Source organism: Romboutsia hominis, from assembly GCF_900002575.1.
In the GTDB taxonomy this organism is placed as follows: domain Bacteria; phylum Bacillota; class Clostridia; order Peptostreptococcales; family Peptostreptococcaceae; genus Romboutsia_C; species Romboutsia_C hominis.
This window is the reverse complement of record NZ_LN650648.1, coordinates 369,106-385,186: the sequence shown is the minus strand read 5'-3', so window position 1 is coordinate 385,186 and position 16,081 is coordinate 369,106. Positions and strand designations below refer to the sequence as shown.

13 protein-coding genes are annotated in these 16,081 nt (G+C 26.9%); 2 read left to right on the top strand and 11 right to left on the bottom strand.

All coding sequences use genetic code 11. The annotated features are described in order from the left end of the window. Positions 1-13: 13 nt before the first annotated feature. From agaB to FRIFI_RS01730, 3 genes are all read right to left on the bottom strand, one after another. On the bottom strand, positions 14-490 hold the full coding sequence (gene agaB / locus FRIFI_RS01740; RefSeq protein ID WP_092923024.1) for a PTS galactosamine transporter subunit IIB: 477 nt from the start codon (positions 488-490) through the stop codon (positions 14-16). Positions 491-749: 259 nt separating this feature from the next. Next, on the bottom strand, positions 750-2,600 hold the full coding sequence (locus tag FRIFI_RS01735; RefSeq protein ID WP_202819465.1) for an ABC transporter ATP-binding protein: 1,851 nt from the start codon (positions 2,598-2,600) through the stop codon (positions 750-752). Then, positions 2,590-4,812: an ABC transporter ATP-binding protein gene (locus tag FRIFI_RS01730; RefSeq protein ID WP_166504836.1), complete on the bottom strand. Its 2,223-nt coding sequence runs from the start codon at positions 4,810-4,812 to the stop codon at positions 2,590-2,592. Before FRIFI_RS01730 ends, FRIFI_RS01735 begins: the two co-directional genes overlap by 11 nt. Before the next feature lie 316 nt (positions 4,813-5,128). Between FRIFI_RS01730 and FRIFI_RS01725 the strand changes: the two genes are divergently transcribed. Then, positions 5,129-5,581 (top strand): MarR family winged helix-turn-helix transcriptional regulator, encoded by a 453-nt coding sequence (locus FRIFI_RS01725; RefSeq protein ID WP_166504835.1) that lies wholly within the window; start codon positions 5,129-5,131, stop codon positions 5,579-5,581. Positions 5,582-5,939: 358 nt separating this feature from the next. Here the strand turns inward: FRIFI_RS01725 and FRIFI_RS01720 are convergent, their stop codons facing one another. The 4 genes from FRIFI_RS01720 to FRIFI_RS01705 all read right to left on the bottom strand — a co-directional run bounded on the left by FRIFI_RS01720 (position 5,940) and on the right by FRIFI_RS01705 (position 10,669). Continuing rightward, positions 5,940-6,239 carry a PTS sugar transporter subunit IIBC gene (locus FRIFI_RS01720; protein WP_166504834.1) on the bottom strand — a complete coding sequence of 100 codons (300 nt, stop codon included), beginning with the start codon at positions 6,237-6,239 and terminating at the stop codon, positions 5,940-5,942. 214 nt (positions 6,240-6,453) lie between these two features. Beyond that, entirely contained in the window at positions 6,454-6,825 is a 372-nt protein-coding gene (locus FRIFI_RS01715; protein WP_166504833.1) for a VOC family protein, read from the bottom strand. Positions 6,826-7,223: 398 nt separating this feature from the next. Next, positions 7,224-7,400 (bottom strand): hypothetical protein, encoded by a 177-nt coding sequence (locus FRIFI_RS01710; protein WP_166504832.1) that lies wholly within the window; start codon positions 7,398-7,400, stop codon positions 7,224-7,226. Between the two features lie 92 nt (positions 7,401-7,492). Then, the gene (locus FRIFI_RS01705; protein WP_166504831.1) at positions 7,493-10,669 is read right to left on the bottom strand and encodes a ligand-binding sensor domain-containing protein; all 3,177 of its coding nucleotides are present in this window, start codon (positions 10,667-10,669) and stop codon (positions 7,493-7,495) included. A 211-nt stretch (positions 10,670-10,880) separates the two neighbouring features. Here FRIFI_RS01705 and FRIFI_RS01700 point away from each other — a divergent pair, with 211 nt between their 5' ends. Beyond that, the gene (locus FRIFI_RS01700; protein WP_092923006.1) at positions 10,881-11,606 is read left to right on the top strand and encodes a hypothetical protein; all 726 of its coding nucleotides are present in this window, start codon (positions 10,881-10,883) and stop codon (positions 11,604-11,606) included. Between the two features lie 608 nt (positions 11,607-12,214). Here FRIFI_RS01700 and trxA read toward each other — a convergent pair. The 4 genes from trxA to FRIFI_RS01680 form a co-directional block, all read right to left on the bottom strand. Next, complete coding sequence (gene trxA / locus FRIFI_RS01695) at positions 12,215-12,526, bottom strand: thioredoxin (protein WP_166504830.1); 312 nt, start codon at positions 12,524-12,526, stop codon at positions 12,215-12,217. A 171-nt stretch (positions 12,527-12,697) separates the two neighbouring features. Continuing rightward, positions 12,698-13,066: a C-GCAxxG-C-C family (seleno)protein gene (locus FRIFI_RS01690; protein WP_092923000.1), complete on the bottom strand. Its 369-nt coding sequence runs from the start codon at positions 13,064-13,066 to the stop codon at positions 12,698-12,700. A 110-nt stretch (positions 13,067-13,176) separates the two neighbouring features. After that, the gene (locus tag FRIFI_RS01685; protein WP_092922997.1) at positions 13,177-14,340 is read right to left on the bottom strand and encodes a class I SAM-dependent methyltransferase; all 1,164 of its coding nucleotides are present in this window, start codon (positions 14,338-14,340) and stop codon (positions 13,177-13,179) included. Between the two features lie 226 nt (positions 14,341-14,566). Further along, positions 14,567-15,865 (bottom strand): conjugated bile salt MFS transporter, encoded by a 1,299-nt coding sequence (locus tag FRIFI_RS01680; RefSeq protein WP_092922994.1) that lies wholly within the window; start codon positions 15,863-15,865, stop codon positions 14,567-14,569. Positions 15,866-16,081 lie beyond the last annotated feature (216 nt).

The window sequence follows — 16,081 nt, the reverse complement described above, 5'->3', positions numbered from 1 at the left end:
CCCTTATTGAATTTTATTTAAATAGTTCATCTAGACTCTCAGCAGATTCACTTGGAACCCTTCTGATTTCTAGCTTCACACCAAGTTCTTGAAGACGTCTAAATGCTTTGACGTCATCATCATCTACGCATACAGCTTTAGATACTTGTCTTTTCCCTTCTGCCATATGCATATTTCCTATATTAACTTCTTTTATTGGTACTCCACCTTCTACTAATCTCACTACATCTTGTGGAGTTTCACATATTATTGCTATATGTTGAGCATCACTTGCTTTGTCTATTATATTTATAGTTTTTTCTATACTAAAATATCTAGTTTGCGCAAAGCTTGGTGCTGCCATATCCATAAGACCTTGTCTAAATTCATTAGCACATACCTCATCATTTGCAACTAATAATAAATTTGCTCCTACACTTGAAGACCACATTGTCGCTACTTGACCATGTATCAATCTGTTATCGATTCTTGTTAATACTATATTTGGCATAATCCCCCACTCCTTAAATTTTGATATTATTTGTTATGTTTTATAAAATTATATTACTTACTTTAATTGTAGTAACTTTTTCAATCTGTGTATTTGTAATTTTGTGTTTATGATTTGTACTTTTATATTCTAGATTCATATAAAAATATGTGTAATTATATATACGAAAACTCTTTTCTCTATAATTTAAAATACAATATTTTAATAAAATAAAAAGCGATTCATAAGTTATTAAACTTAAGAATCGCTTTTTATTTTATTAACAGGCTTCTACTTCTTCAAACTGACTATTGTATAATTCAGAATAGAATCCGCCTTCTTTTAGTAATTCATCATGACTACCTTGTTCTACTATGTCCCCATCTTTCATTACTAATATTAAATCAGCATTTCTTATAGTAGATAATCTATGAGCTATTATAAAGCTTGTTCTACCTTCCATAAGATTTTCCATAGCTTGTTGTATTAATACTTCTGTACGAGTATCAACAGAGCTTGTTGCTTCATCTAATATTAATATTTTTGGGTCTGCAAGTATAGCTCTTGCTATTGTTAGTAATTGTTTTTGACCTTGAGATATATTGTTAGCCTCTTCATTTATTTCCATATTATATCCATCACTTAATGTCTTTATAAAGTGATCTGCATGCGCAAGTTTTGCTGCTTTTATAACCTCTTCATCACTCGCTTTAAGGTTTCCATAACGTATATTATCCATTATACTTCCATTAAATAACCAAGTATCTTGTAAAACCATACCAAATAGATTTCTTAAATCTCTTCTTGTAAATTCTTTTATATCGTGTCCATCTATTAATATCTTTCCACTATTTAACTCATAGAATCTCATAAGAAGTTTTACTATTGTAGTTTTACCTGCTCCTGTAGGACCTACTATCGCTACTTTTTGACCTGATTTTATTTTTATTGAGAAATCATTTATTATTATTTTATCATCACTGTATCCAAAGTTTACATTTTCAAATTCAACTTCACCTTTAATATTTTCAGTTGATACAGGTGTTTTAGTTTCTTCCATTTCTTCATCTTCACTTAAGAATTCAAATACTCTTTCAGCAGCAGCTGCCGTTTGTTGCATTACATTGGCAATTTGAGCTGTTTGTGCTATTGGTTGCATAAATGATCTTACATATTGAATAAATGATAGTATATCCCCAACTTCTATTTTTTTCTTTATTGTAAGATATCCACCCATTATAGCTACCATTACATATCCTAAGTTTCCTATAAAAGTCATTATAGGCATCATCATTCCAGATAATGCTTGAGATTTCCAAGCAGAATTATATAATGTATTGTTTAGCTCATTAAATTCTTCAATAGCTTTTTCTTCACCATTAAATGCTTTCATTATATTGTGCCCACTATATATTTCCTCTATGTGACCATTAGTGTGACCTAAGTACTCTTGTTGATCTTTAAAGTGTTTTTGAGATTTTTTAACAACAATACTTATAAATACTAATGCTAAAGGTATTATTACTAAAGTTACTAAAGTCATACTTACACTTATTGATAACATCATCACTAGTACACCTATAAGTACTGTCGCTGCAGTTATCATCTGTGATAGTATTTGGTTTAAGTTTTGACTTATTGCATCTACATCGTTAGTAACTCTCGATAATACTTCTCCGTTTGTTGTTCCATCAAAGTATTTAAGAGGTAATTTGTTTATTTTTTCTGATATCTCTTTTCTTAAATTATAAGATACCTTTTGTGATATATCAGATGTAACAAATGTCTGAACAAATGAAAACAGTGCACTTATAACATATAATCCAACTAGCATAGCTAGTGTTTTTGATATGCTAGTAAAATCTATTCCGCTTCCGCTTCCACTTACTTTGCTTACTAATCCTTCAAATATTTCTGTTGTTGCATTACCTAATATTTTAGGTCCCACTATAGTAAATACCGCACTACCTATAGCAAATAATACAACAAATATTAATGACACTTTATATGGACTTAAACGATTAAGTAATTTTTTCATAGTCCCTTTAAAGTCTTTTGCTTTTTCTGAACCTGCCATCATAGAAGGTCCTCCACCCATTCTCATAGGTCTTTTGCTTTTCTTAACACTCATTGACTAACTCCTCCTTTGATAACTGAGATAGTGCAATTTGCTTATATACGTCACAGTTTTCTATTAGCTCTTGATGAGTTCCTTTACCTACCATCTTTCCTTCATCAAGCACTATTATTTGCTCTGCATTCATTATAGTACTGATTCTTTGAGCTACTATTAAAACTGTTGAATCTCCAGTTTGATTTTTCAGTTCTTTTCTAAGTTTTGCATCTGTTTTTAAATCTAAAGCTGAGAAACTATCATCAAATATAAATATCTTAGGCTTTTTAGCTAAAGCACGAGCGATAGAAAGTCTTTGCTTTTGACCTCCAGATACATTCGTACCACCTTGAGATATTTCAGTTTCGAATTTTTCTGGCTTAGTAGATATAAACTCCATTGCTTGAGCTGTTTGTGCTGCTCTTTCAACTTCTTCCTTACTTATATCTCTTGCACCATATTTTATATTACTATCTATTGTTCCAGAGAATAAAACTCCTTTTTGAGGTACATATCCTATTTTTTCTCTAAGATCGTGTTGGCTTACGTCCTTTATATTAACTCCATTTACTAAAACTTCTCCCTCAGTAGCATCAAAGAAACGAGGTATAAGGTTTATTAGAGTTGATTTACCACTTCCTGTACTTCCTATAAATGCAGTTGTTTGACCTGGCTTAGCAACAAAACTTATATCACTTAATACATTATCTTCTGCATTAGGGTATTTAAATGATACGTTTTTAAATTCAACTTCTCCATCTTTTGAATCATCAAATATTTTAGTGTTTTCAACATCTTTTATAGATACTTCTGTACCTAGTACTTCCATTATACGCTTAGCTGATACAGCTGCTCTTGGAAGTATTACTGATAACATTGATATCATTAAGAATGCCATTATTATTTGCATAGAGTATTGTATAAATGCCATCATATCCCCGACTTGCATCGCACCTGCATCTATTTGCTTAGCCCCAACCCATACTATTAGTACAGTTGTTATATTCATAATAAGCATCATAGTCGGCATCATCATAGTCATTATACGATTTACAAATGTATTTGTTTTTCTTAAAAGAGTATTTGTTTCATCAAATCTTTCTTCTTCTATTTTTTGAGTACTAAAAGCTCTTATAACTAACATTCCTGTTAATGATTCACGTGTTACTAGGTTTAATTTATCTATAAGCTTTTGAACTCTATTAAACTTCGGTATAGCTAAACTAAATAATACTGTAACAACTATTAGTATTGCACCAATAGCCACTCCTATTATCCAAGACATAGAAGTATCTGTATCTAGTACTTTTAATACCCCACCTATCCCTAGTATTGGAGCATAAAATACCATCTTTATAAACATCGCAGTAAATACTTGTATCTGTTGTATATCATTTGTACTACGAGTTATAAGTGATGCTGTAGAAAATTTGTTAAATTCTACATTAGAAAATCCTACAACTTTTCTAAATACATCTTTACGTATATTTCTTCCTACACCTGCACCAACTCTACCAGCTATATAAACTACTGATATTGTAGCTGCCATACCTACAAGAGCTATTACTATCATTATCGCTCCTGTTTTGAATATATAATTGTTTTGTAACTTAGTTAAGTCCATGCCTATTTTTTCATATTCAGTTTTAACTGCATAAATAGCTGATTGAGTAAGCATGCTAGGATCTAAATCATCTATTTTTTCATCAATAGGCTTCATCATAGTATCTAATTGAGCCTTTGGCATATTTTCTATCATAGGCCATATATCAGTACCCTTTGGTACATTTGGTATATCGCCTTTATCACTAGCCATATTTATAGCTGCTACTCTCATCATAGAGTCAGACATTATCTTGTTTAAGCTATCTATAACATCTTTATCTTTAGTATTTAATTGGTATAAAGGTTCATTCTTAAGTGCAGGATACTTTTCAACTTCTTTGTTATACTCCTTGTCACTTAAGTCTTCTTTGTCTATCAAGTTATAATATTTTTCAACCTTTTCTTTTTCAGTGTCGTTCATAAATATTTTTAACTTCTTAAATTCTGTTTCTCTTATAACAACTGGTACTGCATTTTCTATACCACTTTGTTGAATTCCTACGTTTACTATGTTTGAAGTATAATCAGGCAATGATAAATCACACATTGCTTGAACTACTAAAAGCATAACCGCCATAATAATTGACACAATAAACGGTTTTGAGTATTTAAAAATCTTAAACATAGCTTAAAATTCCCTCCATTTAATTTTAGTCTTTTTACACAATTTATAGTTTTTGATGTATAATAATATTAAACTACTTATACTAGTTAATAGTTATACTTTTTAACTATTATATTTTTTAAGTATATAGTATTTTAAAAAAAAGTCAATATTTTATATACTATTTTTATAACTAAAAATAGTATATAAAATATTGTAAAATTTATATATATTGTATTTCCCTACAGTCTGAAAATAAATTTAATGTTGTATATAGTATGAAATAATTTTTATGGGTAAAATTTGTGTTAAAATAAATTTTTATGGAGGTATTATTATGGCTGATGATAAATTAGAATCTATAGTTCAAAATTTTGTAAAGATAATGCCATTATTTCAAAAGAAAATAATTAGGAATGAATGTGGTTTTAGAAATGATACATTCAATCATTCTCACTTCCAAATAATGGAAGTTCTTAGACGTAAGGGTACTCAACCAATTTCTGAAGTTGCTAAAAAGCTGTTAATTTCAACACCAAATATGACAAAACTTCTTAATAAACTTATAAATGAAGGAATGGTTGAAAGAGCTCATGATACAAAAGATCGTAGAATAGTTAATATTAGCTTAACTGATAAAGGAGATCAATATTTAAAAGATAAGTTTAATCTTATGAAAGATACTTTAAAAAATAGGCTTTCAACTATTCCAGACGACCAACTTAATAAATTAAATACATCTCTTGAGAATTTAAAAGAGGTATTAATGGAAATAAGCTCAGACAATTAAGTCTGAGCTTTTATTTTAATCAAATATGTTTTTATCTGCTTCACTAATCTCTTTAGTGATAGTATTTTCTTTTTTTCTTAATTTATCTGGAACATCTAGTGCTGTTGACTTACCAAAATAATATCCTAAAACCATACTAAAGACAGATATAAATTGTTATTGTGTTATGGTTCCACTAATACTTAGATAACAAAATACTAATGTAAGCAACAACGCAATTACTTTTCTTACATTTCCAAATATATTAAATAATAGACTTTCTTTATTAAATATTTTCAATTATATCACCGCTTGCATTAATATATTCTCTTAATTTACATTTAATGATATAATACTTTAATTTCTATTACTTAACCTACTAATTTATTTCTTCCATTATCTCTTTAATTACTGATTTTGCATCATTTATAACATACTTAGGCTCTACTTCATAGTATTCACAATCTATAAATCTTTCTATCTTTTCTATATCTTCCACTTCAAAGCTTATTACAAATAATACTGCACATGCTTTTCTAATTTCAGCTTCACTTATTTCATTTTGTATTTTGCAATTTTCTTGTATTTCACAAACTACATTTATCCCTAATTCTTTTCCTGCTAACTTTATTGCTTCAGCACTTTGTAAATTTTCACATATAACTACTATATTCTTCATATCTAATACCTCTCTATTTTATAATCTATCTTTATATTATTATATTTTATTATTCTCTGAGTCAATATTAATCTTATAAATAAACCGTCCTATATAAATCAATATAGTTTTTTATTTGATACAAGTACACTCTAATAAAAAAAGTATTGTTAGCTATATTAGCTACAATACTTTTTATATACTGTTTCAAATGTTATTTAACTAGTTAAACAAATTACATATTTTGAGGAAGTATTTCTATCCAGTAATTATCTGGATCTGCTATAAAATAAATTCCCATAGCTTCATTCTCAAAACATATACATCCCATATCCTTATGTAATTTGTGAGCTTTATCAAAGTCATCTACTCTAAGAGCTAGATGGAATTCATTATCTCCTAAATTATACGGTCTATCCCAATCTCTTAACCAAGTTAATTCTAGCGTATAATCACTTTCTCCATCACCTAAATAAACTAATATGAAACTTCCGTCTTCAGCTTCTTTTCTTCTTACTTCTTTAAGACCTAATGCTTTTTCATAAAACTCAAGACTTTTCTCAAGATTTAATACATTAAAGTTATTGTGGCAAAATTTAAAATTCATAGATTCCCCTCCATATATCTTTTTATTTATTATAATTTATTTATTGATTTAAATAAATATATTAACCTAATTTTAATGTTACACTAGTATCTAAACATATGTAATTATTTAAAAAATATAATAATCTATCCACAAATTAACATAAATATAGTGGAAAATTTAACTAACAATTTTAGAAAAATTTCTTAAATATATAATTACTCCTTAACATTTTATGCTTATTCGTGTGTTATTAATAATATATTCTTATAATATTAAATTTACTTTGTATTTATATAACTTTTATTAAGCTAGTATCAATTCTAAGTCTCCTATATAATAATAAAAAAATTTGTATATAAACTAATTTAGCTTACTATAATGCTAACTATATTAAATTATTTTTGTGTATAGTTTTATTATATAACTAGCATTTTACCTAATTCATTATTAATCAACTTTAACTTTTCCATATCATCTATATTTTGACTCTCTACTATTTCCTTTATGTTTATTATTATTTTTTTACTTTCATTTTCTCTTTCATTTTTTAAATCTATTAGCCCCTCTATTATATTCTCTCTACTTAAAACCATTCTATATACCCCCTAAATTAATTGTTAATACTATCTTTGACATTTCTTATGGTATTTAATCAATCTATGTAACAAAAATAACTAGCTATAAGCTAGTTATTTTTGTACATATTTTCTGGTAATATTATTGTAAATTTAGTTCCTTTCCCTAAGTCACTTTCTACATATATTTCACCTTTATGTAAATTGATAATATGTTTTGTTATAGTAAGACCTAGTCCACTACCTTGTTTTGATTCACCATATTCATCTATCACTTGGTTAAATCTATTAAATATAGAATGATGATATTTTTCTTCTATTCCTACTCCTGTATCAGATATTTCTATCTGTACGTTTGTTCCAACTTCTTTAATTATAACTTCTACCTTTCCACCTTCATCTGTAAACTTTATAGCATTATTTACTAAGTTTACTATACATCTATCAATATCATATGAATCACATAGTATTGTTTTTTCTTCTATATAAGGGTCTACTATCAATTCAATTCCCTTATCATTAGCTAAATTGCTCAAGCTTAATGCACTTTCCTCTACTAAGTAGACTATATCATGCTCGTTTATATTAAGTATATAGTTCCCATTTTCTATTTTTGATGTATCAATAATATTATTAATAAGCCTTAATAATCGATTTGAATTTTTTCTTAAAATACTCATATAATATTCTATTTTTTCACTTGATATTTGCTTTCCACGATTATTAAGCCCTGTTATTAGCTGCTCTGTGCTACGTATAAGATTTAATGGTGTTCTTAATTCATGAGATAAGTTTATAAAATAATTATTTTTATTTTTTTCAAGTTCAATAACCTTATCAAAAAGAACTTTATTTTTTTCCATCTCTTCTCGTAGTTCTTCTGTTCTTTCTCCTACTAATTTGTCTAGCCTTTTCATTTTTCTTTGATTGTGGACAATAATGGCTATTATAATAAGTGCATAAATAACTATTGCTTCTTTACTTCTCCACCATGGTGGATTTATCTTAAAGTTTATACTAGTTTTTTCGCTCATTACACCATCATTATTTATAGCTTTTACCACAAACTTATAATCTCCTGGACTTAAATTTGTATATGTTACTTTATTATCCTTTATGGTATGCCAACTATCCTTACTCCCTTCTAACTTATATACATATTGTATTCTTTGAGTATTTTTATAATCTGGTAAGAAGAATTTTATCTCTATAGTATTTTCATCACTTTTAAAGTTTAAATTTTTTCCCTCTTCAAACACAACTCCATTAACTGATATATCATCAATCATTACTCTAGATATATCTTTTGATGTTACTAAATTTTTTGGATTAATTATATTTAATCCATTAATCCCTCCAAATAAGATCTCTCCTTTAGAGTTTTTAAAGCAAGCATTAGCATTAAACTCATTACCTTGAAGTCCATCTGTAACATTTAAATTTATAAATTTATTATTTTTTACATCGAATTTAGAAATCCCATTATTTGTACTCATCCAAGGATTATTTTCATAATCAAGAACTACACCATATATCGTATTATTAGGCAAGCCTTCTTGTTCTGTAAAATGTATTATTTTTCCAGTCTCTTTGTTTAATTTATTTAAACCATAATTAGTGGCTATCCATAAATTCTTTTTATTATCTTCAACTACATTCCTTATTTCATTAGTGCTTAATCCATCTTTTTTGTTGTATATTTTTACTTTTTTAGTTTTAGAATTTATGCTTATTAAACCGCCTTCAGTGGATGTACCTAACCAATAAATACCTTCCCTATCTTTATAAATACAAGATATATAGTCTTTAGGAATTTTATATCTTTCTAGCAAATCATTTATATTACTTATTTCATTGGTTTTAGAATTAATTACATTAACTCCACCCCTTGTGGCTACAAATACATATTCTCCATCGATATAAATGGTTCTTATATAATTATCTAATAATCCATTATCTAAAGTGTAATACTTTATTTTCTTTGTTTTTTTATTTATCCTATTTAATCCACTATTTGTTCCAATCCATATATCATCATCTTTACCTGTTATATATCTAATTCTATCATCAGTTAATATTCCTTTTTCTATTTGCCTTATTATGCCTTTTTTTCTATTAATTATATTTGCGCCTTCAGATCTTGTACCTACCCAAATTAAGCCGTCTTTATCTTCATATATTCCATGAATTACACTGCTACTCAAAGAGTTTTTGTCATAAGGATCACTTTGATACTGAGTCACTCTATTTTTAGGATCAAATATGCTTATACCTGTGTATGTACCTACCCAAATTAAACCATTTTTATCTTGCATAATACACCTTGTACTATTGCTAATTAAACTATGACTATCATAAGGTTTATTTTTATACAATTCTTCATGATTTCCATCCTCAGATAGCTCTAATAATCCATCATCAGTACATACCCATATATTTCCTTCACTATCCTTTAATATATTTTTTACAAAGTCTAATTCTTTATTTTGTTTACTTACTTTATGCAACTTTATCTTATTTGTATTAATATCTATTTTTAATAAACCATTTTTCATAGTTCCTATCCATACATATCCTTCTTTATCCATATAAAGTCCATATATTGTATCTTTTTCATTAGGTTTCTTATCCTTTGTCAGATATATCTTATCTATATTTTTATTTTTTGTATTTATTTTATTTAATCCATCACTAGTCCCTATCCATATATTTTTATTCTTATCTTCATCTAAGCAATAAATAAATTGATCTGTTAAATCAGATTCTTTCGATAATATTCTTTCAAATCTATCCTTGTCCTCATTGTATATATTTAGTCCATTTGTAGTACCAACTAAAACTTTTCCATCAGAAGTTACTAGTATATCACAAACATTGTCATCAGAAATATTCCCATTTTTACTACCTTGTTTGTAGTTTTTTATCTTTCCATTTTTAGAAATCTTACTTACTCCATCTATAGTTCCTACCCATATATTATTTTCCTTATCTTCCTTTATCTTTATAATATTATTACTTACTATTGAGTTTTTAGATTTTTCATTATGTCTATATTGTTTAAACTCATATCCATTATACCTATTTAAACCATCTTGAGTTCCTATCCATATGTATCCCTTGCTATCTTGATACAAATCTTCTATAGTACCTTGCGACAATCCCTGCTCAATCGTTATGTTCCTAAATTTCAGACTTGTTTGAGCAAATATTTTAATAGTATTTATAGATAATATCATTATTAATACTACTAACACTTTAAAAATATTTAACTTCTTTATATATGTCATATTGCCCTCTCTTTATCTGTATTTTTTAACTCTTTCATTATATTACATAATTTTACATTTTTCTACACAAGTATATAGTATTACTTATCTTATTGTATTTACTATACAGTTGTATTTATTTAAATATTTTACATTACTTAATTACAAAACATCATATAAGGACTATAATTATTATAGATATATAATTTATGTATTAGGGGGAATAAACTTTATGAGATTTGATTGTTTTTATTATCCTACAGTAAATGACGATGGTAAAGTCATAAGATCTAACATAAATTTAAAAGAGTTTGAGTTTGGAGATCAAGTCCCAACAAAAACACTTTATTATAATTACAGTAAAAACTTTGCTATTTACCAAGGGGAAGAATTTTATATTGTAGAAGATGGAATTTTAACTCAGTCTATAAGCCCTGATAACTTAAAATTTCCATTAAAAATAGTATTTGGTAAAGGAAGACAGCTTAAAATATTTTCAAAAAAAGATTTGCCATCTATAAGGCTTTTGTTAAAAGGAGAATTTGAAAAAGAAAAAGAACTAGGTGAACTATTTTGCTTATCCCTTATGTTAAATAAAAAAATCAAGCATATCCAGTATGAAATTATGTCAGATTTAACTAATAGTTCTAGAGATTGTGATTTTTTAAATCAAGAAATAAATAATCGAACATATAAACTTATAGAAGATTTGAAAATAGTAGAAAGAAAGTTTTATTCTCTTACTTTAGATTACCCTAATTTAAAGGACTCTTATTTAAAATATATGAATTTTAGTGATAAAGAAGACATGTTAGAAATATCTATAAATAAATATTTTAAATCTGATAGTAATGAATATAAGCATTACTTAATATTACGTTCTATGTGCAATTCGAAACCTATATATCCTAAATTCAAGTTAGATAACCTTATTAGTTCATTTAATTATAATCTTTAATAAATTTTATAAAAACTATTTATATTTAATAGCTAATCATTATAGAAAATGCCTGCACTACATATATAATAGTATATCTGTAAATATCAATAAATTAAAAATGGTATTGTTTTAATTAAATCAATACCATTTTTTGTGTTTTACTAATTCTTTTATCTTAACTTCCTATATATATCCTCTCAATATGCAAGCTAATTTTTTGTAAAAAAATAGACTGCATATGCAGTCTTAAGCTTTTTTAATACTATTCAGGGGGGATAGTATTTTCCATGTCATTAGATTTACTCTTATATTATTCATCATTTAAAAATAATCTGAGTAAATTAATTTATTCTTATGATATAAATTGTGGTTGTGTCCTTCTATGTCCGTTCCTGTCGGTGACTATTAATAATATAATATATTTCTACATTTTTTACCATATTATAATTTCTTTTTTATGTAAAATTTTATTTTTATGTATTTTTTAATTAATTATTTTTAAACATCCTATAAAATAAATTTTATATTTTTCTCATTTTTATAATATAATTTATATATTTGTTTTATTTAATCAATTTCTTAATACAATAAAAATGGATACCTAAACTTTTAGGCATCCATTTTTATTATATATGTGATTCTACTTTGCTCTTTATAGATTCCTTTTGCATAAATCCAACCATAGTATCTACAGGCTTTCCATCTTTAAAAATCATCATTGTAGGAACACTAGATATCATATATTTTCTAGCTATTTCAAGACTTTTATCTATGTCTACCTTAACAAATTTAGCGTCATCTTTCATTTCAACGCTAAGTTGCTCAAATATAGGAGCTAGCATTTTACAAGGTCCACACCAAGTAGCGAAGAAATCAACCACTACAACTCCATCATTTACTTCTTGTTCAAAATTAGTGCTATTAATTATTTTTCCCATTTTTTCCCTCCAAAATTGCCTCTTTAATCCTTATTAAATTAATACATACTATTTCTAGCGTAAAATATATTAATAGTATATTTATTACCTTTAATAACTGTTAAATCAATTTTTCAAAATTTTATATCTTGGTAAAATTTATTTATATTTAATAGTTATTAATTTGTATTTTTACATTTCCTCCGCAAGTAGCTCATTTATAGCATCATAAGTAAAGTTTATTATTTCATCACATCCAACTTTATTTTTCTTTAAGTCTACACATATTTCAGAATTATATTTTTCTCTAACTTTTTTCATCAACTTATTTGAATATTTTCTAGCTATATTAGCCTCTGTATTATTTTCTCTTCCTTTTATAAATCCTATAACTACTATACCTGCATTTACAGCACCACATATACTTCCTACTGTCATGCCAACTCCCATACCACTACCTAGTGCAACAGGTATGTCTGTATTATGTTCTTCGTTATATGCTTTTATTAATGCTTCTGCACAAGTATACCCTTGACTATGGTATTCTGATGGTCTTATCATACTATCACTCCTTAAGTACTTTAGTTCATGAATATATGTTACCATACTTTACTACATATTTCTGTGACTTTATCACACATATAAATAACCCTTATAATTATAAAGATTTATTATATTAATTTATCATCTTTTAAAAGTTTGTATAATGTCGGCTTAAAGTTAAATTCACTTATTAAATTATTTACTTCATTTAATGCTTTTTCTCTCTTCTCTTTAGACACTTTTCCCTTAGCCGCTCTTATTAATATATTCTTAGGTGAGTGGGCTATATCTATAAATTCTAGTAATTGAGTTTTATACCCTATACTTTCAAGTAAATTTGCTCTTACAGCATCTGTCATAAGTGCAGCCATTCTTTCTTGGATTATCCCATACTTTGTAAGTAGAGAAAATTCATCTGACTTCATTTGACTATTAAACTCGTGTTGACAACAAGGAACTGAGAATATCATCTTTGTATTCCACTTTATAGCATTATATAGAGCATAATCAGTAGCCGTATCACATGCATGAAGTGTTATTACCATATCTACCTTATCTGTAAATCTATATCCATTTATATCTCCTAATTCAAAGCTTAAATTATCATAATTGTACTTTTTAGCTATATCATTACACTTTTTAATGACATCAGCTTTTAAATCTAGACCTATCATTTTTACATCTATTTTTTTTATCTCTACAAAATAATAATATAAGACAAATGTTAAATAAGATTTTCCACATCCAAAGTCTAATATAGTAAGTTCTTTATAGTTATTCTTCTTAATTTCATCATCAATAATCTCTATAAATCTATTTATTTGCTTATATTTATCATATTTTGATTTAACAACCTTCCCTTCCTTAGTAAATACTCCTAAGTCTATAAGTGGTTGTATTATCATTCCTTCTTTTAATATATAGTTTTTCTCTTTATTATGGCTCTTGTTTACCATATTTGAGTTATCACTATTTTTTTTTCCTAAAAATATTTTACCTTTTTTAGATACTTTTAGATCAAAAGTTTTAGATATAGTCCATGCTGCTAATTGTTTATAGTTATCGCCTATATACTCTAATAATTTAGTATTTAGCTCATCTTTTTCTATATTCTCATGAAAAACTTGTTTATCCGTATACTTTTCTATTTGATAGTATTCTTTATTGTTTTTTTCTTTTAAAACTATATTTATTTTATTGTATTTTATATCTTTATTTTTTTTATTACTTATAACTACTTTAATAACTTCATCTTTAGTTATTTCATCAATTGATTTTATTAGTTCTTCCATTCATTCACACCTATCATCTCATATTTTTATGTCCATATTAAGATATTATTATATATATTAGATTAATTCAAACTCTTTTTGCATAATACCATCATGTATAGTCATTTTTTAATATTTACCTTACACACTTATCTCTATTCCTTCATTTTGTAAAATTTCTTTGAGAATATGGTCATTTCTAATGAAATAAATTAAAAAGTCGCCTTTAATTAAAGGCGACTTTTTATTAAGCTATTTTAATTTCCTTTTCATCTTCTAATCTTTGTCTTCTATCTTTGTTTAGATTATTCATTCCTCTAGATGCTATTATAAGTAATATGTATGCTGCTGCAACACAAGCTAATATACCCATCCATGCAGTGTTATAACCAAACTTATCTGTAAATAAACCAAATATAGCTGATCCTCCTGAGAATCCAAGTGCAAATACTAAGTTTATCATACCTAATATACTACCATATTCTTTTCTTCCAAAGAATGAACCTGTAAGATATGCTGGTCCCATCATATACATATAAACAGCTATACCTTTTATAGCAGAGAATGCATATGCAAATATTGGAGATGTTCCAGACATAGTCAAGAATATTCCTGACACAAATACTGCTACTGATGATATTACTAAGCACTTCATAACACCTATTTTATCAAATAATATACCACCAACTACGTTTCCACATAATGATGTAATTGCAAATATTGAACCTGACATTGCTACAACACTAGGATTTAACTTTAACTCTCCTTGGAAATATGCAGCATATTGTACTGAATATGCAGATACATATATTCCTACAAATAAAAATCCTATTGCCATCATCCAAAAATATTTTATCTTCTGTACTTCTTTTAATGTATATGCTAAATCTACTTTTTCTTTCTTTTTATCTTCTGCCTTATCTAATTTTTTATTTCCTACTACTATCTCATCTTTATTTTTAGGCATTCTTATCATTAATAATGCGACTGGTATACCAACAGCTAAAGATAATACCCCAAACAAGAAATAAGCTTTAGAATATCCATTAGATGCTATTGAGTATATAGCCATTTGTTGAAGGAATATATTACCTATAGATCCTCCAGCAAAAGCAATTCCCATTGCCTTTCCTTTTGTACTTTCATCAAACCATGAGTTTATTAAAAGTGGAACTCCTATAGCTGATATAGCTGATGTTCCTATATTAACTATTCCTGCTACTAAGTAGAATTGCCATAACTCTGTACACATAGAGAATAACATAAATCCTCCACCAGATAATAAACATCCTACTATATATATTAATTTAGCATTTATCTTCCCGTAAAGCGCACCTATAAATGGAGATGCTACTGCTGATACTATTGTTCCTATTGTAAATATTAATGAGAATGAACTCAGACTAAACCCCTTATCTGTTGTTACTGGATGTATAAATAATGGCTGAATATTTGATGCTACACCAAATGGTATTGCTTGTATAAGCATACATGCTATTACTATCATCCATCCCTTTGCTATTTTGTTACTCTTTAAATTGCCCATATATCCTCCTAATTTTATTGCCTAGAAATTTTCTAGTTTTTCCTTACCGTAATTTTAGTATATTTCGTATTCCCTTGTTGAGAAAACGTATTTTTCATTGTCTATGCTTATATAATAACACGTATCATCTACTTACTTTTACGAATAATAACGAAACTTAAGGATATAAGGCATTTTTTATATGCCTCTGCATTTTTCATTGAAAAAACTTTCTTC